This window comes from Parahoeflea alexandrii (assembly GCF_024105735.1).
Lineage (GTDB): Bacteria > Pseudomonadota > Alphaproteobacteria > Rhizobiales > Rhizobiaceae > Hoeflea > Hoeflea alexandrii.
Genome location: NZ_JAAAML010000003.1, coordinates 393,607 through 414,903 on the forward strand (window position 1 = coordinate 393,607; position 21,297 = coordinate 414,903).

The window sequence follows — 21,297 nt, forward strand, 5'->3', positions numbered from 1 at the left end:
GCCACCATCGCATCCCCGGGTTAATGGGGAGTTGCGGCTTCTTGCAATTGGAGGGTTTGAGCCGGATTTTCTCGCAATTAATCCGTTGACGCGGGGTGTGCGAGGCGATACGAGTTTGATCATGAACAAGATCGCGAACATTCTCGTGGTAGGACCGCGCATGGGCAGGGTGGCGTAGCCACCCGGCGAAAGCTCCCATGCGCGAAACACAGGCTCCTCCGGGGGCCTTTTTTTATGGCTTGAACCGGGTTATTGAGCCCGGCACACAGACGGGAAAAGGGGTCAGGCGAAATGGCCGGCAAGCAGATGGAAATGACAGGCGCGGAAATGGTTCTGCAGGCGCTCAAGGACAACGGCGTCGAGCATATCTTCGGATATCCCGGCGGAGCGGTTCTGCCGATCTACGATGAACTGCACCAGCAGGATGACATCGAGCACATCCTCGTGCGCCACGAGCAGGGCGCCGGCCACATGGCGGAAGGCTATGCCCGCTCCACCGGCAAGCCTGGCGTCGTTCTCGTCACCTCCGGTCCCGGCGCCACCAATGTGGTCACCGCGCTGCAGGACGCGCTGATGGATTCGATCCCGCTGGTCTGCCTCACCGGCCAGGTTCCCACCTCGCTGATCGGCTCGGACGCCTTCCAGGAATGCGACACCGTCGGCATCACCCGGCCATGCACCAAGCACAACTGGCTGGTCAAGGACGTCAACCAGCTCTCCCGCGTCATCCACGAGGCCTTCCGCATCGCCACCACCGGCCGCCCCGGACCGGTTGTGGTCGACATCCCCAAGGATGTTCAGTTCGCCACCGGCATCTACACCCCGCCGTCGCCGGTGATCGAACAGAAAAGCTATCAGCCCAAGCTCTCCGGCGATCTCGAGAAGATCCGCGCCGCCATCGATCTGATGGCCGGCGCCAAGCGTCCGATCATCTATTCGGGCGGCGGCGTCATCAATTCCGGCCGCGAAGCCAGCCAGTTGCTGCGCGAACTGGTCGAACTCACCGGTTTCCCGATCACCTCGACCCTGATGGGCCTGGGCGCCTATCCCGCCTCGGGCAAGAACTGGATGGGCATGCTGGGCATGCACGGCACCTATGAAGCCAACATGGCGATGCATGATTGCGATGTCATGATCTGCATCGGCGCCCGCTTCGATGACCGCATCACCGGCCGGCTCGATGCGTTCTCGCCCAACTCGAAAAAGATCCACATCGACATCGATCCGTCCTCGATCAACAAGAATGTCCACACCGATATCGGCATTCTCGGCGACATCGGCCACGTTCTTGAGGACATGGTGCGCCTTTGGCGGGCTTCCAAGAAGACCGACCGCAGTCAGCTCGCCGACTGGTGGACCCAGATTGCCAAGTGGAAGGGCCGCAACTCGCTGGCCTATCCGTCCAACAAGGACGTGATCATGCCGCAATACGCGATCCAGCGGCTTTATGAACTGACCAAGAACCGTGACACCTACATCACCACCGAGGTCGGTCAGCACCAGATGTGGGCGGCGCAGTTCTATGGTTTCGAGGAGCCCAACCGCTGGATGACATCGGGCGGCCTGGGCACCATGGGCTATGGTTTCCCGGCTGCCGTCGGCGTTCAGGTCGCCCATCGCGACAGCCTGGTCATCGACATTGCCGGCGATGCCTCGATCCAGATGTGCATCCAGGAGATGTCCTGCGCGGTCCAGTATGAGCTGCCGGTCAAGATCTTCATCCTCAACAACCAGTACATGGGCATGGTCCGGCAGTGGCAGCAGCTGCTGCACGGAAACCGCCTGTCGCATTCCTACACCGAATCCATGCCGGATTTCGTCATGCTGGCGGAAGCCTATGGCGGCGTCGGCATCCGCTGCGACAAGCCCGACGACCTCGACGGCGCGATCCAGCAGATGATCGACACGCCGCGTCCGGTGATCTTCGATTGCCGTGTTGCAGCGCTCGCCAACTGCTTCCCGATGATCCCCTCGGGCAAGGCGCACAACGAGATGCTGCTGCCCGACGAGGCCACCGACGAAGCCGTCGCCAACGCCATTGATGCCAAGGGCCGCGCGCTCGTATGAGCCGCGCCCGTTACAGGAACTGATCCCATGAACGCTCAGCACCAGCCCACCGGTTCGGCCTACTTCATCGCCGCCGAAACCGCCCGCCCGGAAAGCCACACGCTATCGGTCCTCGTCGACAACGAGCCCGGCGTCCTCGCCCGTGTCATCGGCCTGTTTTCAGGCCGCGGCTACAACATCGAGAGCCTGACGGTCTCCGAGACCGAACACGAGGCGCACCTGTCGCGCATCACCATCGTCACCACCGCCACCCCGAACGTGCTCGAGCAGATCAAGTCGCAGCTCGAGCGCATCGTGCCGGTCCACCGGGTGGTCGATCTTACCGTCCGTTCCGCCGAACTCGGCCATGACAAGCCGCTCGAACGCGAACTGGCGCTGATCAAGGTCTCAGGCACCGGCGACAACCGGGTCGAGGCCTTGCGCCTGGCCGACGCTTTCCGCGCCCAGGTGATCGACGCCAACACCGAGCATTTCATCTTCGAGATCACCGGCCGCGTCTCCAAGATCGAACAGTTCATCGCGATCATGCGCCCGCTTGGCCTGGTCGAGATCTGCCGCACCGGCATCGCCGCCATGAACCGCGGCCCGCAGGGGATGTAGTCAGCGGTCTTTCAGATCATCTGAAGCGGTTCGCGCGAGCGCGGCGGCGGGAACATCCGGTCGAGCTCGGCCAGTTGCTCCCCGCTGAGATCGATATCGGCACTGGCGCGGTTCTCGGCCACCCGGTCCGGGCTTGATGACTTCGGAATGGCGATGGCGTTGTCGCGGCCAAGCAGGAAGGCCAGCGCCAGCTGCGCCGGTGTGACGCCGAGCTGTCCGGCCATCTTTCCCAGGCCCGGATGGCGCATCAAGCGGCCTTCATCGAGCGGCGAATAGGCCATCAGCGGCATTGTCAGTTCCTGCATCCAGGGCATGAGATCGAACTCGATGCCCCGCGTCGACAGGTTGTAGAGCACCTGATTGGCGGCGCAGTTGCCGCCGCCCGGGACGGCGGACAGCTGCCGCATGGCCAGAGTGTCGAAATTGGACACGCCCCAGCGGACGATCTTGCCGGCGCCGCGCAATTCCTCGAAAGCTGCTACCGTTTCACGCAGCGGGTGCCGACCGGGCCAGTGCAGCAGGTAGAGATCGATCCGGTCGGTCCCCAACCGCCTGAGGCTGGCCTCGCAGGCGGCAACCGTGCCCTTGTGGCTGGCATTGGACGGCAGCACCTTGGAGACGAGGAAAACCTCGTCGCGCCGGCCCCGTATGGCCTCGCCGGTCACACTTTCCGCGCCGCCATCGGCATACATCTCAGCCGTATCGATCAGCGTCATTCCGCACTCGATACCCGCCTGCAGGGCGCGGACTTCCGCGGCGGAGTCCTTGCGGCTTTCACCCATGTGCCAGGTCCCGAGCCCGAGGGCAGGAACCTCGGTCCCGTCCGCAAAGCGCGCCTGAGGTATCGGCTGGGTCATGAAGCTCTCCTTCGGCCTGTTCTATCAATATTTTCAAACGGTCGGATCAGCATTTTTTGATTGTCTCGTTTCCCCGCTCGGCTATCAAGCATAGGCTGGTCAGTATCCGGAGGGAAAGAACATGGCAGTCGAAACCTTCCTGACGCTGATCGCCTTTGCGTTCGTCGCCGGGGGCACGCCGGGGCCCAACACCATGATGCTGTTCAGCTCGGGCGTGAATTTCGGCTTCCGCAACACCGTGCCGCACATGTTCGGTATCGGTATCGGCTTCCTGCTTCTCGTTCTGGGTGTTGGCTTCGGGCTTGGTGCACTGCTGACCACCTTTCCCGCGCTCTATCTGGTTCTCAAGATTCTGGGCGGCAGCTATCTTGTCTACATAGCCTGGCGGATCGCCAGAACTGACACGCTGCCGGAGGCCAAGGCCGGCGCGCGGCCGATGACTTTTCTCGAGGCGGCTGCGTTCCAGTGGGTCAATCCCAAGGCGTGGGTGATGCTGGTCACTGCCATGGGAATCTACACCGATCCGGACCACTATGCCGATACCGTGATGCTGATCTTCCTTGCCTTCGCCATTGCCACCGTGCCTTGCGTGATGGCCTGGGCCGGTTTCGGCTCGGTGCTCAGGGCCTGGCTGGCTGATCCGGTGCGGCTGAAATGGTTCAACATCACGATGGCTTTGTTGCTGGTGGCGAGCCTCTGGCCGATGCTGCGCTAGGGCTCGAAAGGGATTGCACGGCTCTCTCGCTCGGCGTCGTCACGGCGCTCGCACTTGTGTCCGGTTTCCATCACATCTTCGAATGCGGACATGACGACAATTTGCTTGTCTCCTCCGGGAGCTCATCTATCAAGCAGGAGCCGGCATTCAGCCGGCGGGAACAGCCATGGCACTGGAAACCTTTCTGTCGCTGATCGTATTCGCCTTCGTCACCTCGGTGACGCCGGGGCCGAACAACATGATGCTGTTTGCCTCTGGCGTGAATTTCGGCATCCGCCGCACGGTTCCGCACATGGTCGGCATCGGAGTCGGGTTCTTTTCGCTGCTGCTGGGTGTCGGCTTCGGCCTGGGCGCGCTGCTGGAAACCTCACCCGTCCTTTACACAGCGCTCAAATTCGCCGGCGCCACCTATCTTCTCTTCATCGCATGGAAGATCGGCAGTTCGCGGGCGCTTCCCGACGGCAGGGTGGGCGCCTCTCCGATGACGCTGATGCAGGCAGCAGGCTTCCAATGGGTCAACCCCAAGGCCTGGGTGATGGCGGTCACGGCCATGGCGGTCTACACCAACCCGGACAACCACACCTTCACCGTGCTGCTCGTCGGTCTTGCCTTTACGCTCACCAATTTCCCCAGCGTGTCGATCTGGGCCGGTTTCGGCTCGGCGCTGAGATCCTGGCTGTCCGATCCGGTGCGGCTCAAATGGTTCAATATCACCATGGCCGTGCTTCTGGTTCTGAGCCTCTGGCCGATGTTGCGGTAGCGCTTGCGGAGGATTAACCTGCCATCATGACAGACAATCATCACTACCATGACCATGATCACCACCACGACAACGAGCTCGATCCGTTCGCGGCCCGCGTCAAGGCGCTCGAGACGATCCTGACCGAGAAGGGTCTGATCGACCCGGCTGCCATCGACGCCATTGTCGAGACCTACGAGCACAAGGTCGGCCCGCGCAACGGCGCGCGTGTTGTGGCGAAAGCCTGGGCGGAACCGGACTTCGCCGAATGGCTCGCCCGCGACGCCACCGCGGCCATCGCTTCGCTCGGCTACACTGGGCGCCAGGGCGAGCACATGCAGGCGGTGTTCAACACCCCCGACACCCACAATCTCGTCGTCTGCACGCTGTGCTCCTGTTATCCCTGGACCGTGCTCGGCGTGCCGCCGGTCTGGTACAAGGCGCCGCCCTACCGCAGCCAGGCGGTGATCAATCCGCGCGGCGTGCTGGCCGAATTCGGCCTCAAGCTACCAGAGGACACGCGCATCCGGGTGTGGGATTCCACCGCCGAGCTGCGCTACATGGTGGTGCCGATGCGCCCGGTGGAAACAGAGGGGCTGAGTGAGGATGAACTTGCCCGTCTGGTCACCCGCGACTCGATGATCGGCACTGGCCTTCCACTCAGGCCCGGATCGCTCGGTCCCGGCGCGCTGTGGCCGCCCGAGGCCGATCCCGGAGCCGGGATATGAACGGCCCGCACGATCTCGGCGGACAGATGGGTTTCGGCCCGGTCGCGCCGGAAACCGACGAGCCGGTGTTTCATGCCGACTGGGAGCGCCGCGCGCTCGGCGTCACGCTGGCATCGGGCACGCTCGGCGCCTGGACCATCGATGAAAGCCGCCATGCCCGCGAAAGCCTGCATCCGGCGACCTATTATTCGGCGAGCTATTACGAGATCTGGATCCGGGCGCTGGAAGCCCTGCTCGAGCGGCACGGCTTTGTCTCCGCCGACGAGCTTGCGGCCGGCCACAGGATCTGGCCCGGCGTGACGCCCAAGCGCGTGCTGCATCCGGCCGACGTCGCGGGCGTGCTCGCCCGGGGAGGTCCCTGCAACCGCGCGGTCGAGGCAGCACCAAAATTTGCCGCAGGGGGCCGGGTCCGCACCATCAACGAACACCCTGAGGGCCACACCCGGCTTCCGCGCTACGCCCGCGGCAAGCTCGGCTTGATCGAGGCGGTGCGCGAGGGGTTTGTCTTCCCCGACACCAATGCCCACGCCAAGGGCGAGGCGCCGCAGCATGTCTACACCGTCAGCTTCGACGGGCGCGAACTCTGGGGGCAGGGCGCCGATCCGGCGCTCACCGTGTCGATCGATGCCTGGGAGAGCTATCTTGAGCCCGTCTGATCCCGCAGCTTCTTCCCGACCGCGGTTTGAACTTCCTCCCGGCACCGGGCCCGACGAGCCGGTCTTCGCTGAACCCTGGCAAGCGCAGGCCTTTGCGCTTGTGGTCGCGCTGCATCAGCGCGGCCTGTTCAGCTGGAGCGAATGGGCGGCTGAATTGTCGAAGCAGATAGCCCGGCCCGGAGCGGCCCAGGACGGCAGTGATTATTACCAGCACTGGCTTTCAGCGCTGGAAGTCCTTTTGTCGGAAAAGGGCGTGGCCGGTCCGGACAGGATCGACGCCGTCTCCGCCTCCTGGCAGCGCGCCGCGCATGCCACGCCGCACGGGCAACCGATCCTGCTCGAGAACGATCCGGAGCGGCGTTAAGCCTGAAACGAGGGTGGGCGCAGCCTGCTTGTCTGGCTTTGGCGAACGGCACCCTCGGTCGTCTCGGACATTCACACTGTCACGTGTCTCCGGGCTCAATCGAGCCATGCGGGTGTCTGGTTGAAGGGCGTGCCAAACCGCGCCAGCCACAGGCTGCGGGCGATGCGCCGGGCCACGACCGTGATCGGTCCGGCGGTCGGCGGCGCGAACAGCGTCGAAGTCGTGCTCTCAAACAGCTCCAGCCAAAGCCGGAAATCATCCTCTTCGAGGTCCGGCAATCCGTTGTGCTTGACCACCGGCTGCCCGGAATACTCGCCCGAATGCAGCAACACCGAGCGCCAGAACCTGTTCATCCGGTCCAGATGCACGTCCCATTTGCCCGCCAGCCGCTCCTCGAACAGCGGCCCCAGGCGCGGATGGGCCTGGATATCGCCGTAAAACCGGTCGACCAGCAGGCCGATCTCGCGCGGCGAAATCTCGACCACCGGTGTGCGCGGCCGAGCCGGACGGGCGGTGATGACGACAGGTGCAGGCCGGTCAGCCATAAAATTTGAGTGCGATCAGCAGCGTAACCGCTCCCCAGAAGCACATGTTGACGAAGGAGCGGATCAATCCGCCATCCTCTTCCACGGTGATTCCGATCTTGCGGCGGACCAGGTCGCCCGGGAGCAGGAACAGCCAAAGCAGTGTTTTCATGTCGATCTCTTTTCTGGTATTTGAATTACCACTATTCCATCGTGGCGAGAAATGCAATATATGAAATACCACTATTGAGGATTCCCATGCGGCTCACCCTGCACACTGATTACGCATTTCGGGTTCTGATGGCGCTGGCGCGGGCGCCCGACAAGGTGAAGTCGGTCGATGATCTGGCCCAGGAATTTGATGTTTCCAGGCACCATCTGATGAAGGTCGCCCAGAACCTGACCGCCGGTGGTTTTGTCACCACCGTTCGGGGCCGCAAGGGCGGATTGCGCCTGGCCGTGCCCGCGCGTGAGATCAACCTCAGGGCTGTGGCATTGCACATGGAGCCTGATTTCAACATCGCCGGTTGCTTTGGCGACGAGCAGTGCTCGTTCCTGCCGCGCTGCGGCCTCAAGGGCGTGCTCGGCCAGGCCAAGCTTGCCTTCCTGCAGACGCTCGGAAAGCACGATCTGGACTCGATCCTTTAGCGTTGCCCTTGTGCAACGCCCGCCACCCGGCCAATCTCCGCTTCTTCGGCGCGCCGGTCCGCCGATGCAAGACTTGTTGAAACAGGATCCGCGCATGCCACTGAAGATCACCATTCGGCCAATCCGGCACCAGGACCACGAGGAGTGGAAGGCTCTGTGGAAGGACTACAATGCATTCTACGGGCGCGAGGGCGCCAGCGCTTTGCCTGAAGACGTGATCCAGGCCACCTGGAACCGGCTGATGTCGGAAGCTGGGCCGGTCCATGGTCTTGTTGCAGAATCCGAACGCCGCCTCGTCGGATTTGCCCATATCATCTTTCACCCCAACACCATCCACATCGAAGACACCTGTTATCTCCAGGACCTGTTCACGGAAACGGAATGTCGCGGGCGCGGCGTCGCCCGGCAATTGGTCGGGGCCGTCTATGAGATCTGCCAGAGCAGAGGTGTGTCCAGTGTCTACTGGCACACGCATGCGTCGAATACGGCCGCCCGGCTGCTCTATGACAAGCTCGCGACAAACACCGGTTTTCTGGTCTATCGCGCAAAAGCCTGACAGTCTTCGCGGCGCATTTGCCGGGTCGCTTAGCCGTTCCGAATCTGCCATGAGAAGCTATGAAATTTTCACCCCAACAGGATGAGGCGCTGAAAGCCGTCTCGCGCTGGCTCAAGGACGGTCGCACGCCAATCTTCCGCCTGTTCGGCTATGCCGGCACCGGCAAGACCACGCTGGCCAAGTATTTCGCCGAACACGTCGATGGTGAGGTGCTGTTCGCGGCGTTTACCGGCAAGGCGGCGCAGGTGCTGCGCGCCCGTGGCGCGAAGAACGCACGGACCATCCATTCGCTGATCTACCGCCCCAAGGGCGAAGAGGAGGTCTCCGACGAGGAGACCGGCAAGACGACGGTCTCGCCCCTGTTCTCGATCAACCGGCAGAGCCCGCTGGCCCAGGCAGCCCTGATCATCATCGACGAATGTTCGATGGTCGACGAGGCGCTGGGCAAGGATCTGATGAGCTTCGGCACGCCGATCCTGGTGCTCGGCGATCCGGGGCAATTGCCGCCGATCTCCGGCGGCGGTTTCTTCACCGAGCACGAGCCCGATATCCTGCTCACAGAGATCCATCGCCAGGCCCGCGACAACCCGATCATCGATCTCGCCATGCAGGTGCGCGAGGGCCGCGAGATCATGCATGGCGACTACGGCACCGCCCAGGTGATCGGCAAGAACGAGGTCGACCGCGACATGGTGCTTGATGCCGACCAGGTGCTGGTCGGCATCAACCGCACCCGCCGCCGCTACAACCAGCGCCTGCGCGAATTGAAGGGCTTTGACCAGACCTATCCGCAGGCCGGCGACAAGCTGGTCTGCCTCAGGAACGACCCCGCCAAGGGCCTGCTCAACGGCTCGCTCTGGCAGGTGATGACCTCTTCCAAGGAAACCGTCAAACCCGGCATCAACCTGTTGGTCCGGCCCGAGGACGACGACATGGACCGCGGCTCGGCCAAGATCAAGCTTCTGAAAAGTGCCTTCGATGATCCGGATCTCGAAGTGCCCTGGCAGACCAAGAAACGCTACGACGATTTCGACTACGGCTACGCGCTGACCGTTCACAAGGCGCAAGGGTCGCAATGGAACTCGGTCGTCCTCTTCGACGAAAGCTTCGCTTTCCGCGACAGTCGTGAACGCTGGCTCTACACCGCGATCACCCGCGCCGCCGAACGGCTGGTGATTGTCAGATAGCCAGCGCCATCGCAAGCCAACGACCGCCCGACCGATCGCACCTCGGTCCGGATAAATCGATCCCTGCTATGCGGAAAGCGGATCCAGAAAGCCGTGAATCTGGCCGAGGCGTTCGGCAATCTCCGATGCCAGTGCCGCAGGGTTCTTGACCGCGGCCTCCGATGGAACCCAGGCGGCCTGTGCGATGATGTTCGCTTTCACCGCCAGCGCCGGCACCCTGCATTCGACTCGGGTGCAGTAGACCACCAGCGCAAGATTGCCACCGAACGGAGAGACCAACTGGCAACTCAGATCGCCCGCTCCGATCAGGCCGGCGCACAGATAGGTCGCTCCGGTGGTGACAACGCTGCCGTCCTGTTCAAGCCGTGAACGATGCTCGGCCGCGGCGCGCTCGGTTTCCGCCACAATGTCGCTGACGGTCTCCAGGCGCAGCTCCTTGAGATCAATGCCGGTCTTTTCCGGATCATAATTGACGCTTTCGACGACAGGGACCGGATTGCCGCGTCCGTCGACGGACAGGTCGCGCACCTCACGGCATAATGTGAGATCTCGGATCAGCAGCGCCTGTCCGTCAAACCCCTCGGCCCGGTAGGTCGGGCCTCCCCGGTGGATGGTCCCGTCCGCTGCTTCCAGGCCGAAATCCACGAAACGATAAAAACCGGGGCAGTCCCCGGCTCGTGCCTGACTGTTCATGAAGATCAGCAAGAGCGAAGTGAAGATGATCGTGCGCACGGCTCCTCCGGTTCCGTGAGGATTAAACCGTTTCCACAGGCAAAGTGCCATCGCAAAGCGTGTCGTATCACCTGAAAGTGAGATCTGCTGGCATCGCAAGCCGACCACGTCATCAATTGAAGATCGCCGCCGGAAACATCTCCCGGCGGCGATTGGCGATGTCAGACCAGTTCGGCCATCGAGGCCGGGTCGAACGGTTGCAGATCGTCGGTGTTGCCGGTCTTGATCTTGGTTACCCAGTGCGGGTCCGACAGGATGGCGCGGCCAACCGCGATCAGGTCGAATTCCTCGGCTTCCATCCGCTTGACCAGACCTTCGAGACCGACCGGCGAAGATGACTGGCCGCCAAACGCTGCCAGAAACTCGCCCGAAAGGCCGACCGACCCGACCGAGATCGTTACAGCCCCGGTCAGCTTCTTGGCCCAGCCGGCAAAATTGAGCCCTTCCTCGCCGTCGATCTCGGGAAACTCGGCTTGCCAGAACCGTCGCTGCGAGCAGTGGAAGATATCGACGCCGGCTTCCTTGAGCGGCAGCAGCCAGTCGCTCATCTCGTCCGGCGTGGTGGCAAGCCTGGTCTTGTAGTCCTGCTGCTTCCATTGGCTCAGGCGCAGGATCAGCGGGTAGTCGGGACCCAGCGCCGCGCGTGTCGCGGCCACCACTTCAGCGGCAAACCGGGCGCGTTCCTTCAGGCTCGCCCCACCATAGCGGTCGCTGCGCTGGTTGCTGGCCGACCAGAAGAACTGGTCGATCAGATAGCCATGGGCGCCGTGCAGTTCGACCACGTCGAAGCCCAGCCGCTTGGCGTCGGCGGCCGCGCTGGCGAAGGCCGCAATCGTGTCGGCGATGTCTTCTTCGCTCATCGCCACCCCATTCGGGTCGCCCGGGCCGTTGAGGCCGGAGGGGCTCTCGACCGGCGCTTCAGGCTTCCACCCGCTCATGCCGCGCGTGGCGCCCGTGTGCCAGATCTGCGGTCCCATCTTGCCGCCGGCGGTGTGAACATCGTCGATGACCCGCTTCCAGCCGCCAAGCGAATCCTCGCCGAAAAAGAACGGAATACCTGCTTCGTTGCGCGAGGCCGGGCGGTCGATCACCGTTCCCTCCGACAGGATCAGGCCGACATCGCTTTCCGCGCGGCGGCGGTAGTAGTCGGCCACATTCGCGCCGGGAACCCCTCCAGGTGAGAAATTCCGGGTCATCGGCGCCATGACGATGCGGTTCTTCAACGTCAGCGACTTGAACTGGAAGGGGCGGAACAGGCTGTCGGTGCTTGGTGTGGATGGCATGATCTGTATGGTCCTTTCAAAACGGACCTATCAAGTATACATTTGATACCTGCGATCAAGAGCGCACTCTGAATTGCCTAGGTATAGCAAAGGAAACCACCATGGACAAAGCCACCTGCCAGAGCTTCTCGGCGGATTGCCCGAGCCGGCAACTGTTCGATCAGATTGCCGGCAAATGGTCGATGATGGTGCTGACGGTCCTTGATGGCGGGCCGATGCGGTTCAACGCCATCAAGCGCCATTTGCAGGGTGTCACCCAGAAGGCACTGACCGACTGCCTCAGGCGGCTGGAGCGCAACGGTCTGGTCGAGCGGCGGGTGATCCCGGCCTCACCCGTCGGCGTTGAATACGAGATCACCCCGCTTGGACGCACGCTTCAGCCGCCCTTCAGGGCGCTCTATGCCTGGACGATCCAGCAGATGCCTGCGGTGGAGGCGGCCCGCGCGGCTTTCGACGAGCGCGTCCGGTGATCGATCCCGGCCGCCCGTCCCGGGTGCGACCGGTCCGGAGGCATCAGCCCTGGCAGGAGCGAATGCCTCCGGCAGGGCTTACTTCTTCAGGGCGGAGAACGAGGTGTCGAATGCCAGGCGGGCGACGAAGCGTGCCGGGTCCCTGTTTGAATCGTAGTAGCGCAAGTCCAGCGTGACGGTATCGTCGGCAAAGCTGCGCGAGAAACCGGCGTCCCAGGCGATCTTGTCCGAGCCGAGGTTCAGCGTGCCGAAATCCGAGCCCACTGACCCGGAGAACGCGATCTCGTAGGGCAGGCCGGAAAACTCGGTGTTGGCGGTGATCCAGTTGCTGCCGGCATCGGGATCCCAGTAGATGTCGCTGCCGACCGAAAAGCTGTCGGTGACCGCGAAGGAGCCCTTGGCATAAAGTTCGCCGCTGACACTGCCGGAATTGTCATAGATGTAGCGGGCGTAGCCGAGATCCAGCGACAGTTTGCCGAACTCGGGGCGGATACCGCCATACAGGTCGATTTCAACATCGTCGGGCGCAATGTCGACCCGGGACGCCCACACGCCGGCATAGACGATGCCGTAGGTGGCTTCCATGTAGCCGTCGATGATCGGCTTGTCGGCGGACTGGGTCGAGCCCCGGGAGATATAGTTGTTGGCGACGCCAACGCCGAAGCCGACGTCGAATTCATTGTCACCGGCATGCGAAGACATCGCACCGGCTGCGACGAGCAGGCCGGCGGCGAGACCAATTTTGAGAGGTTTCATGGGAGGCTCCAGAGAAGCGGTTGTGCAACGCAACAATCAGATCGCCAAAACCGCGAAATTGACAAGCGGGATTTTGCGTCTGGACGTCGCCGCCCATCAAATGCGGCCGGCTGTCATAAATCCGCAACACACCGAATTCTTCTCAATAAAATGCTGATTTTGCGACAATATCAGAGTTTTTGTCGCCGTGGATGGTTTGAAATCGGATCTGGCCGCCAGAATTGTCGCGGCGCAGCACAAATCCACGGGAAAATGCTGAAAACACGCATTTTCTGCGATCCGGATCATGCGCGTGCCGGAACTTGAAACCTCCGTCCTTGGCAGGAGATGACCTTTCCCGAACGAGCAGGAAGGGGGCATTGTGATCCGGCCCGGTGCGCACCCCGCGGACTGGCATGGTCCGGGTTTTGCGCCGGCGCCCATCCGGTGTATTGCACCGGCCTGTTTCGCTCTCAAGCCAAGGTGACTGCGATGATTCCCTGGGAACGGCTTGATGCCGTCACGCTCGAAGATGGCATCGAGCTCAAGCTGATGCGGCGTGGCCGCGAATACTCGATCATGCTTGGAGCCAACGAGCTGATGAACAGCCGGCTGAGCGGCTCCGAGGAAGCTCTGGCCAGTCTTGCCGCCGAGAGGCTTCAGGGCAGGCAGGCGCCGCGCCTGTTGATCGGCGGGCTCGGCATGGGGTTTACCTTGCGCGCTGGGCTCAGAGCGCTTGACGACCATGCAAGCCTGACCGTTGCCGAACTTGTGCCCGAAGTGATCGACTGGGCGAGGGGGCCAATGACGGAAGTCTTCAGCGGATGCCTGGAGGATCCGCGTGTCATCCTGCACCAGGGCGATGTCGGTGCGCTGATCGCGGACAGTGAGCAGGCCTGGGATGCGATCCTTCTCGACGTCGACAATGGTCCCGACGGCCTGACGCGCCAGGGCAATGATGCGCTCTATTCCGCTCAGGGGCTTGCCCGTGCCCATCGCGCGCTAAAGCCCGGCGGCGTCTATTCGGTCTGGTCATCCGCGCCCGATCCCGCCTTCACCCGCCGGCTCAGGCAGGCCGGCTTTCAGGTTGCCGAAGTTCCCACCCGGGCGAGCACGAAAAAGCGCGGTGCCCGGCACATGATCTGGCTCGCCACAAGGCCGGGTTGAGTCTCTCCGGCAAACACGTCAGACCGCGCCCCGGGGCCTCAGTGTGGCCTTCGAATTGGTTTGAACGAGGTTCTTGCTTGGGCGGTCTATCCCGATGTCTTGTGTAAAGTATTGAAAATCTGATGAAATACTCGGAAGTATAAAATGTTGCAAACGTGGTTTATTAGTTATTAGTAATAAAAAAATAGCCTGCTTTTGAGACCATGATGATCTTGTTGCACGCCTGACAACGGTGGATTTCCCGCTTCTACTCAAGGCATCGGATCGGGAAAAAACTGCAATGAGCAATGTGTCGGGACACGAAGAAATCTCCGGAAAGCTGGCATTTGTCGGCATGGACCAGTCGCAGATGGCGGCATTGAACTCGCTCAGGCCTTTGATTGCGGAGGCGGTCGGCCCGGCGCTCGACCGGTTCTATGCGCATGCCAAGTCCAATCCGGAAACCGCCCGCCATTTCCGGGACAACGCCCATATCGAACACGCCAAGCAGAAGCAGGTCGACCACTGGGGCATCATTGCGACCGGAAAATTCGATCACGCCTATATCGACGGGGTGACCCGTATCGGCAAGGTCCACGCCAAGCTCGGCCTTGAACCGAAATGGTACATAGGCGGCTATTCGTTGATCCTCGAGGAACTTGTCACCCGGATCATCGCCAAGGAACTCAAGGGCTTCGGCACGGGCAAGAAGGCGGAAAAGGCAGCCAAGGGTGTTTCCGCCGTCGTCAAGGCAGCCCTTATCGACATGGATTACGCCATATCGGTCTATCTCGATGAACTCAGCGAGGAACGGGCAAGGGCCGAGCGTGAGCGCGAACGCCTGAAGGCCGAGCAGGACACGGCGCTTGCTGCACTGGATCGGGCTCTCACCACCCTGGCGCAGGGGGATCTGCGCTCCTCGATCACCGAAAACCTTTGCCCGGACTTCGACGATCTGAAGAACAAGTTCAACACCGCTGTGTCAAAGCTCGATGAAGCCTTCCTCGACATCGCGACCGCGATCAGCCAGTCGGCCTCCGACACCCGCGAACTTTCCGGCGCGACAGACGACATGGCGCGGCGCACCGAGCAGCAGGCGGCGGCGCTCGAACAGACCGCCGCGGCGATCGAAGAGATCAGCACGATTTCCAAACAATCCTCCGAACGGACCAAGGAAGCCCGCGAAGTCGTCGGCCAGACTTCCGAGCAGGCCGCGCGATCGGGCCAGACGGTGACCGAGGCCATTGCCGCCATGGGCAAGATCGAGGAATCGTCCAAGAAGATCACCCAGATCATCTCGGTGATCGACGAGATTTCCTTCCAGACCAACCTCCTGGCGCTCAATGCCGGCGTCGAGGCCGCGCGCGCCGGCGAGGCGGGCAGGGGCTTTGCCGTCGTCGCCCAGGAGGTTCGTGAACTGGCGCAGCGTTCGGCATCGGCGGCCAAGGAGATCAAGGAACTCATCGAGGCCTCCTTCAGCGATGTGCTGACCGGTGTCGAACTGGTCAACAAGACCGGAGAGGCGCTCGGCAGCATTGGCAGCCAGGTGCAGATCATCAGCGATCACTTCGCCACCATCTCCCAGGCGGCGCAGGAACAGTCCACCGGTATCTCCGAAATCAACAGCTCGGTCGGCGCCATGGACCAGATCACCCAGCAGAACGCGGCCATGGTCGAAGAGACCAACGCCGCCACGCAGAACCTGCTCGGGATCAACCAGACGCTTGCCGAACTGGCCTCGCGGTTCACCGTCTCCGGCCAGAGCACCCAGGTGCTCAAACAGACGGGTTACGCAAGGGTTGCCTGATGCCATTCGGGCCTGCCGCTTTCGCTTTCCCGCAGCCGGGCCGGGCCGTCCTTCAGTCAGTCGCCGACATGCGGCTGCGTGTCCGGGCATCGACCTGGGCCCTGATGCTTTCGAGCAACGGGTGCCGACTGGTGGCGTCGGCACCATAGCTTAGATTGAAACCGTAGTCGAAACCGCTGGGATTGCGGCCGGTCGAATGGGTCAACATGGTCTCGATCTTGTCGAGGCCCTTGGCGAAAACGGCTTCAGGCGTCTGCGCCCCGGCATACTCGTCCCACAGCGCGATCATCTCGGTCTTCAGATCTTCAGGCAGGGGAGCGCACAGCTCCACAAGGTCCGCCCGTTCCCTTTGAGCGCGGTCGTCGCCGGCGCGTTGGTCGGTTGCCGGCACATCGCCGGAGATCGCCTCACCGAGATCATGCACGATGCAGATCTTGATCAGCCTGAGGAGGTCGATCCCTTCGAACGTATCGCCAAGAAGGATGACCAGCAGGCACAGCCGCCAGCTGTGCTCGGCGGTGCTCTCCTGCCGCCCTTTCGGTGTACGGCCGCTGCGCAGCGTGTCTTTGAGCTGGTTGGCGGCGTCAAGAAAGGTGAGGATTGCGGAAATCCGACCTGGGTCGAGCGTCATGGTTTCTCCGCAGCGGTCTGTGCAAGTGGGCATGGCGTGGTCCAGCGTGTTTCATAGTCCGCCGCCCGGGCCGGATCGAGATTGGTCTTGCCGAGGTCGCTTTCGGCCCAGGCCTTGACCTTCGGGTCCATCACCCGGAACCACAAAGCTGGAAAGGCGGCGAGGACGAAGCACCCGGGATAGCCCGACGGCAAGGTCGGCAGGTTGTCAAACGAGCGTAGCGCTTGGTAGGGCCTGAGCGGATTGGCGTGATGGTCCGAGTGCCGCTGCAGGTGAAACAGCATCAGGTTGGAAATGATGTGATTGGTGTTCCATGAATGCCGCGGTTCACACGGAGCGTAACGCCCGTCGGGCTTCTGGTCCCGCTTGAGCCCGTAATGCTCGATGTAGTTTGCAGTGGTCAGGTGAAACCAGCCGATCAGGTTGTGAACCAGAATGAACGCCAGCATGGGCCAGCCGAAGAGTGTGATCAGCGTGACGTCCGCCGCAAGCGTGATCGCGTAGCCCTGCAGAATGTCGTTGCGCCAGTGCCAGAAGGGAAGGCCCTTGCGCGCCAACCGGGCGCGTTCCATCCGCCATCCGCGAACGGCCGTGCCTGGAATCTCGCGCAATGCGAAGCGCCACAGGCCTTCACCCAGCCGCGCCGAGGCCGGATCCTCCGGTGTGGCGACATGAACATGGTGGCCGCGGTTGTGCTCGATGCAGAAATGGCCGTAGCCGGACACAGCGTTCGCCAGTTTCGCACCCCATTGGTCGAGCCGGTTCGGCTTGTGGCCAAGTTCGTGTCCGACGGTGATGCCGGTGCCTGAACTGACCCCCGCCGCCACGACCAGCCCGATCCAGGCCCACCAAGGGGTGTCCGGCTGCCCCGCGGCAACCGCTGTGGCCAGGAAGGAGAACCAGAACACCGGCACCGAGAGAAACAGCAGCACCCGGTAATACGGGTCCGAGGCCATCGCCTCGACCACTTCTTCGGGCGGATTGTTGGGATCGACGCCGACCAGATGGTCTCCGACAATGAAGATGCCATAATAGAAGACCACCGGAACCAGCGCCCACCAGGCGTTTCCGGTCGTCATCATGACAAGCGCCGCCAGTCCCGGCAGCGCAGGGGAGAGCACCGACAGCACCCAGAGTCCGCGTTTTCTGTCGCGATACTCTATGCGGTCCCCGGTCTTCGTCGTGCCGATGAAGATCATTGCCCGGCTCCCTGGAGCGGTGTGCGAACGCCTGATGTCCGTTCCCGATGGTAGGCCGGTCCGGCGCCGGGGGCAAGGCGGGTATGTATGACGGGGCGGCGGCCCAAGTGTCTTGGCGGCTGGGCAGGGGGCGGCTACGCGGCGCTTGCGATCACTTCGTCCCGTCCGGCTTCCTTGGCGCGATAGAGTGCCCTGTCGGCACGCTGCATCAGAGACGGCAGATCTTCGCCCGCAGCAAGCGTGGCCACACCGATGCTCACCGTCACCCGCAGCAACTGGCCTTCAAAGGCGAATGGCACCTCGGCGATTTCCTTGCGCAGACGGTTGGCAGTGCATATCGCATTGGCGGCATTGGCTTCCGGCAGCAGAATGGAGAATTCCTCGCCACCGATACGTCCGATCAGGTCATGAGATCTGAGGCTCCGGGTCCAGCGCTCCACCAGCCCTTTCAGAATGGCGTCACCAGCCGCGTGGCCGTACTTGTCGTTGATCTGCTTGAAGTGGTCCGCATCGAGAAGAAGCAGCGACAACTCGCCGTTCCGCCGTTTGGTCCGCTCGATTTCCTTGCCGGCAAGATCCATGAAACGGTGCCGGTTCATCGCGTCGGTCAGGCTGTCTGTCCAGGCGAGGCGTATGAGTTCCCGCTCCTGGCGTTTGAGCTCGGTGATGTCGAAGCGGAAGCCGACCAGACCGCCTTCGCTGGTGCGGCGTTCCTGAACCCTCAGCCATGTGTCGCCCGGCAGATGCTGCTCGATCGGCTCGCCCGGATTCTGGTGCATCTCGAGGCGTTCTGCGATCCATGCCTCCTCGTTGCCGATCGCGTCGGGGTATTGCCCGTTCTCGACACCGTTGCGGATGATCTCTTCAAAGCTGGCGCCGGGGACGATGTATTTGGCGCTTTCGGCGTAGATTTCGCGGTAGCGCTCGTTGCAGATCACCAGCCGGTCGTCCTTGTCATACAGCACGAAACCGTTGGGCAGGGATTCCATCGCGTCGATGAAGCGGCGTTCTGCCGCGTTCGCGCGGTTGAGCAATTGCCGCATTTCAAAACTGTCGATGACCATTGCGGCGAGATCGGCGAGCGATTCCCTTTCGTCGTCGGTAATGGTGCGCGGCTTGGTATCGAGGATGTTCACCGTGCCCAGGTTGAGCCCGCCGCTGGCCCGCAAGGGTGCCCCTGCATAAAACCGCAGATGAGGCGCGCCGGTCACATAGGGGTTGTCGGAAAACCGTGGATCCTTCGTCGCGTCTTCGACAACGAACACTTCATCCTGGCAAATCGCATGCGCGCAGAACGTGAGCTTTCTGGAGATTTCGTTGTAGGCATTGCCGATATGCGCCTTGAACCACAGCTTGTCGCCTTCAATCAGCGAAATGGCCGCGATCGGGACGTTGAATGTCTTTGCTGCCAGCCGGGTGATCCTGACATGCGCCTCTTCCGGAAGACTGTCCAGAATCTCATAACTGCGCAGCTTCTCCAGACGCTCCATTTCTTGTGCGGGCAGGGGGTAGAATGGCATCAAGGTTCCTGTCTGATCCCGTTTGGTTCATGAGTATGCGCCGTTGGCTGGATCAGTGAAAAGGTCACCGTCATTTCCTGGCTGCGCCGCCACCGAAACCATCAGATCATCGCCGAAAACCCCTAATAAAGCACTACCTAAAGAGCGGTCTTGGCTTCTGTCCGACCGGTTCGCAGACCGTCCGGGAAAACCGGTGCTCGCCGCTGTGACCTATTTTTTAAGACTGTGTGGCTAACGTGCTTCGTGATGATTTGCACAAGGAAGATCCGCATGCGCACCCTGTCTTTTCTTGCGATGATGACGACTGCCGTCATGGTGGCTACACCGGTTCAGGCCCTTGATTTCGATCGCCTGCTCACCCAGGCATTCGGATCGTCCGATCCGAAGGATCTCGGGGGGCCGATCTTTGCCCTGATCGGGCTGTTCCTGCTTGTCTTCTTCTGGGCTGCGCTCAGGATCGGCCGCAAGCGCCAGCGCCGTTTGATCCAATCCTATGACGAGCAGTTGCAGGAGTATTCCGGGCGCCTTCGGCGCGGCAAGAACTGACAGGCCGGGTGCGCCGCGCCCGAGCCGAATGGACAGCCTGCGGACCGGATCGGGTATCCCGCAGCATGTCTGGATGCCATTCATTCACCCGAGGAATGCTGGCTTTCCCGAAATTCATTTCACTTCGGCCGCCAATGCTTTAGATAACGCCGGTAGCCGTGGCTCTGTCCCTTCGGCCATCCAATCGTCCGAGTCCGTGAGGCCGTTATGCCCGCTCAGCTTTCCGTCAATCTCAACGCCGTAGCCATGCTGCGCAACCGTCGCGATCTGCCGTGGCCCAGCGTCACCGGGCTTGGGCGTATCGCGCTCGCCAATGGTGCCCATGGGCTGACCGTGCATCCGAGGCCCGACCAGCGCCATATCCGTTTCTCCGATCTTCCCGAGTTGCGAGCGCTCATCGACGATGAATTCCCGCAGGCCGAGTTCAACATCGAAGGCTACCCGACGGAGGAGTTTCTCGACCTCGTTGAGGCCAATCAGCCGGAACAGGTTACGCTTGTGCCCGACGACCCGTCGCAGGCAACCTCGGATCACGGCTGGGATTTCGAAGGCAAGGGCAATTTTCTGCGCTCGGTGGTGCAGCGGCTGAAAAAGGGCGGCGCCCGCGTCTCGCTGTTCTGCGATCCCGACGCCAGCCGCGCGGCACTGGAAGCCGCGAGCGCCACCGGCGCTGACCGGGTGGAATTCTACACAGGGCCCTATGGCGGAACCTGGGACGATCCCGCCCGCGCGGCGGTGGAGCTCGGCAAACTCGAAGCCTCGGGCAGGATCGCCGCCGAACTGGGGCTCGGCATCAATGCCGGCCACGACCTGACGGTCGACAATATGCCGGCCCTTGCCCGCGCGCTTCCCAACCTGCTTGAAGTCTCGATCGGCCACGGCCTGACCGCCGATGCGCTCGAACACGGCATGGCCGAAACCGTCCGGCGGTTTGTCAGGGCCTGCGGCTGAACCACCTAGATGCCGATGAGCAGTGCGTTACGCCAACTGAAGATGGTCGTTGAAATGTTCGCCAAACGTTAGGCTGCTTTTGGTTGTAAAATGACCTGCATTCTGTTTGATTGACCTGCATGAGATTCTTCCTTTTTTCGATATTGGCGGTTCTCTTGGCGGGGTGCACGACCACTGACCAGGCGAACACCGCCCTCACTTCAAAGTTTGTGGGGCAAAAGACGGACACCTTCTTCCTTCAATATGGTCCCCCGAGTTCGCGGCATGAACTTGATGACGGCCGTACGATGTATGTGTGGGCTGAGCGAGCTCGTACCTATTCGACGCCGAGCTCATCTACTGTCAACATGATCGGAAATGTCGCTTACGTGAACACAACCCCGGGCGCTACTTTCGAAGTTCAATGTCAAGTCCGGATTGTATCCGGAGCCAATGGCACAATAGATCAAATTGTTGTTCAAAATGATTCAATTGGTGACTGGCAAATGAGCCGGTGCAATGAGGTGTTCAACAAGGTTTAACTTGTTGTTCCCAAAGAATCCGAAAACCTCCGGCCTCGTCCAGTGTGTTCCGTTCTTTCTTGATGTCCCCATCGGTCACAGTCCGGCCCCCTGCATCACTGTCAGATGCAGGGAA

The 21,297-nt window shown here is 61.9% G+C and carries 24 protein-coding genes; 15 read left to right on the forward strand and 9 right to left on the reverse strand.

Features of this window, described 5'->3' with window-relative positions; all coding sequences use genetic code 11:
• Window positions 1-291: 291 nt before the first annotated feature.
• Together GTW23_RS16745 and ilvN are read left to right on the forward strand one after the other, a co-directional pair.
• Entirely contained in the window at window positions 292-2,067 is a 1,776-nt protein-coding gene (locus tag GTW23_RS16745; RefSeq protein WP_152009412.1) for an acetolactate synthase 3 large subunit, read from the forward strand.
• Window positions 2,068-2,094: 27 nt separating this feature from the next.
• Window positions 2,095-2,667, forward strand: coding sequence for an acetolactate synthase small subunit (gene ilvN, locus GTW23_RS16750; protein ID WP_152009411.1), 573 nt, complete (start codon window positions 2,095-2,097; stop codon window positions 2,665-2,667).
• A gap of 11 nt (window positions 2,668-2,678) precedes the next feature.
• On the opposite strand, the gene GTW23_RS16755 is transcribed toward ilvN, so the two are convergent.
• Complete coding sequence (locus tag GTW23_RS16755; protein WP_152009410.1) at window positions 2,679-3,524, reverse strand: aldo/keto reductase; 846 nt, start codon at window positions 3,522-3,524, stop codon at window positions 2,679-2,681.
• A 121-nt stretch (window positions 3,525-3,645) separates the two neighbouring features.
• Between GTW23_RS16755 and GTW23_RS16760 the strand changes: the two genes are divergently transcribed.
• The 5 genes from GTW23_RS16760 to GTW23_RS16780 all read left to right on the forward strand — a co-directional run bounded on the left by GTW23_RS16760 (window position 3,646) and on the right by GTW23_RS16780 (window position 6,726).
• Window positions 3,646-4,239: a LysE family translocator gene (locus GTW23_RS16760; RefSeq protein ID WP_152009409.1), complete on the forward strand. Its 594-nt coding sequence runs from the start codon at window positions 3,646-3,648 to the stop codon at window positions 4,237-4,239.
• Between the two features lie 166 nt (window positions 4,240-4,405).
• Window positions 4,406-4,999: a LysE family translocator gene (locus GTW23_RS16765; protein WP_152009408.1), complete on the forward strand. Its 594-nt coding sequence runs from the start codon at window positions 4,406-4,408 to the stop codon at window positions 4,997-4,999.
• Between the two features lie 26 nt (window positions 5,000-5,025).
• Window positions 5,026-5,706, forward strand: a complete 681-nt coding sequence (nthA, locus tag GTW23_RS16770; protein ID WP_252916622.1) for a nitrile hydratase subunit alpha — start codon at window positions 5,026-5,028, stop codon at window positions 5,704-5,706.
• A complete protein-coding gene (gene nthB / locus GTW23_RS16775; RefSeq protein ID WP_252916623.1) occupies window positions 5,703-6,362 on the forward strand; it encodes a nitrile hydratase subunit beta in 660 nt (219 codons plus the stop codon). The genes nthA and nthB overlap by 4 nt, the downstream gene beginning before the upstream one ends.
• Window positions 6,331-6,726 carry a nitrile hydratase accessory protein gene (locus GTW23_RS16780; protein ID WP_382264505.1) on the forward strand — a complete coding sequence of 132 codons (396 nt, stop codon included), beginning with the start codon at window positions 6,331-6,333 and terminating at the stop codon, window positions 6,724-6,726. The genes nthB and GTW23_RS16780 overlap by 32 nt, the downstream gene beginning before the upstream one ends.
• A gap of 95 nt (window positions 6,727-6,821) precedes the next feature.
• Here the strand turns inward: GTW23_RS16780 and GTW23_RS16785 are convergent, their stop codons facing one another.
• Entirely contained in the window at window positions 6,822-7,271 is a 450-nt protein-coding gene (locus GTW23_RS16785) for a group III truncated hemoglobin (protein ID WP_152009404.1), read from the reverse strand.
• Window positions 7,264-7,422: a hypothetical protein gene (locus GTW23_RS16790; RefSeq protein ID WP_193217292.1), complete on the reverse strand. Its 159-nt coding sequence runs from the start codon at window positions 7,420-7,422 to the stop codon at window positions 7,264-7,266. The genes GTW23_RS16785 and GTW23_RS16790 overlap by 8 nt, the downstream gene beginning before the upstream one ends.
• An 86-nt stretch (window positions 7,423-7,508) precedes the next feature.
• Between GTW23_RS16790 and GTW23_RS16795 the strand changes: the two genes are divergently transcribed.
• The 3 genes from GTW23_RS16795 to GTW23_RS16805 all read left to right on the forward strand — a co-directional run bounded on the left by GTW23_RS16795 (window position 7,509) and on the right by GTW23_RS16805 (window position 9,641).
• Window positions 7,509-7,898: an RrF2 family transcriptional regulator gene (locus GTW23_RS16795; RefSeq protein WP_152009403.1), complete on the forward strand. Its 390-nt coding sequence runs from the start codon at window positions 7,509-7,511 to the stop codon at window positions 7,896-7,898.
• Window positions 7,899-7,992: 94 nt separating this feature from the next.
• Complete coding sequence (locus tag GTW23_RS16800; protein ID WP_252916625.1) at window positions 7,993-8,454, forward strand: GNAT family N-acetyltransferase; 462 nt, start codon at window positions 7,993-7,995, stop codon at window positions 8,452-8,454.
• 59 nt (window positions 8,455-8,513) lie between these two features.
• Window positions 8,514-9,641 carry an ATP-dependent DNA helicase gene (locus GTW23_RS16805; protein ID WP_252916626.1) on the forward strand — a complete coding sequence of 376 codons (1,128 nt, stop codon included), beginning with the start codon at window positions 8,514-8,516 and terminating at the stop codon, window positions 9,639-9,641.
• Between the two features lie 66 nt (window positions 9,642-9,707).
• On the opposite strand, the gene GTW23_RS16810 is transcribed toward GTW23_RS16805, so the two are convergent.
• Both GTW23_RS16810 and GTW23_RS16815 read right to left on the reverse strand, forming a co-directional pair.
• Entirely contained in the window at window positions 9,708-10,373 is a 666-nt protein-coding gene (locus tag GTW23_RS16810) for a hypothetical protein (protein ID WP_252916627.1), read from the reverse strand.
• Between the two features lie 161 nt (window positions 10,374-10,534).
• Window positions 10,535-11,656 (reverse strand): NADH:flavin oxidoreductase, encoded by a 1,122-nt coding sequence (locus GTW23_RS16815; protein WP_252916628.1) that lies wholly within the window; start codon window positions 11,654-11,656, stop codon window positions 10,535-10,537.
• Between the two features lie 101 nt (window positions 11,657-11,757).
• Between GTW23_RS16815 and GTW23_RS16820 the strand changes: the two genes are divergently transcribed.
• The gene (locus GTW23_RS16820) at window positions 11,758-12,126 is read left to right on the forward strand and encodes a winged helix-turn-helix transcriptional regulator (RefSeq protein ID WP_252916629.1); all 369 of its coding nucleotides are present in this window, start codon (window positions 11,758-11,760) and stop codon (window positions 12,124-12,126) included.
• Between the two features lie 78 nt (window positions 12,127-12,204).
• Here GTW23_RS16820 and GTW23_RS16825 read toward each other — a convergent pair whose 3' ends face one another.
• Window positions 12,205-12,882, reverse strand: coding sequence for a TorF family putative porin (locus tag GTW23_RS16825; RefSeq protein WP_152009397.1), 678 nt, complete (start codon window positions 12,880-12,882; stop codon window positions 12,205-12,207).
• Between the two features lie 471 nt (window positions 12,883-13,353).
• Between GTW23_RS16825 and GTW23_RS16830 the strand changes: the two genes are divergently transcribed.
• On the forward strand, window positions 13,354-14,028 hold the full coding sequence (locus GTW23_RS16830) for a spermidine synthase (RefSeq protein WP_152009396.1): 675 nt from the start codon (window positions 13,354-13,356) through the stop codon (window positions 14,026-14,028).
• A gap of 280 nt (window positions 14,029-14,308) precedes the next feature.
• Window positions 14,309-15,814, forward strand: coding sequence for a globin-coupled sensor protein (locus GTW23_RS16835; protein ID WP_152009395.1), 1,506 nt, complete (start codon window positions 14,309-14,311; stop codon window positions 15,812-15,814).
• Between the two features lie 52 nt (window positions 15,815-15,866).
• Here the strand turns inward: GTW23_RS16835 and GTW23_RS16840 are convergent, their stop codons facing one another.
• The 3 genes from GTW23_RS16840 to GTW23_RS16850 form a co-directional block, all read right to left on the reverse strand.
• Window positions 15,867-16,445, reverse strand: a complete 579-nt coding sequence (locus tag GTW23_RS16840; RefSeq protein ID WP_152009394.1) for an HD domain-containing protein — start codon at window positions 16,443-16,445, stop codon at window positions 15,867-15,869.
• Entirely contained in the window at window positions 16,442-17,644 is a 1,203-nt protein-coding gene (locus tag GTW23_RS16845; protein WP_252916630.1) for an alkane 1-monooxygenase, read from the reverse strand. The genes GTW23_RS16840 and GTW23_RS16845 overlap by 4 nt, the downstream gene beginning before the upstream one ends.
• Before the next feature lie 134 nt (window positions 17,645-17,778).
• Window positions 17,779-19,164 carry a diguanylate cyclase gene (locus tag GTW23_RS16850; protein ID WP_252916631.1) on the reverse strand — a complete coding sequence of 462 codons (1,386 nt, stop codon included), beginning with the start codon at window positions 19,162-19,164 and terminating at the stop codon, window positions 17,779-17,781.
• 270 nt (window positions 19,165-19,434) lie between these two features.
• Here GTW23_RS16850 and GTW23_RS16855 point away from each other — a divergent pair, with 270 nt between their 5' ends.
• Complete coding sequence (locus GTW23_RS16855; RefSeq protein ID WP_252916632.1) at window positions 19,435-19,710, forward strand: hypothetical protein; 276 nt, start codon at window positions 19,435-19,437, stop codon at window positions 19,708-19,710.
• A 207-nt stretch (window positions 19,711-19,917) separates the two neighbouring features.
• Window positions 19,918-20,661, forward strand: coding sequence for a pyridoxine 5'-phosphate synthase (locus GTW23_RS16860; RefSeq protein WP_252916633.1), 744 nt, complete (start codon window positions 19,918-19,920; stop codon window positions 20,659-20,661).
• Window positions 20,662-21,297: the final 636 nt, after the last annotated feature.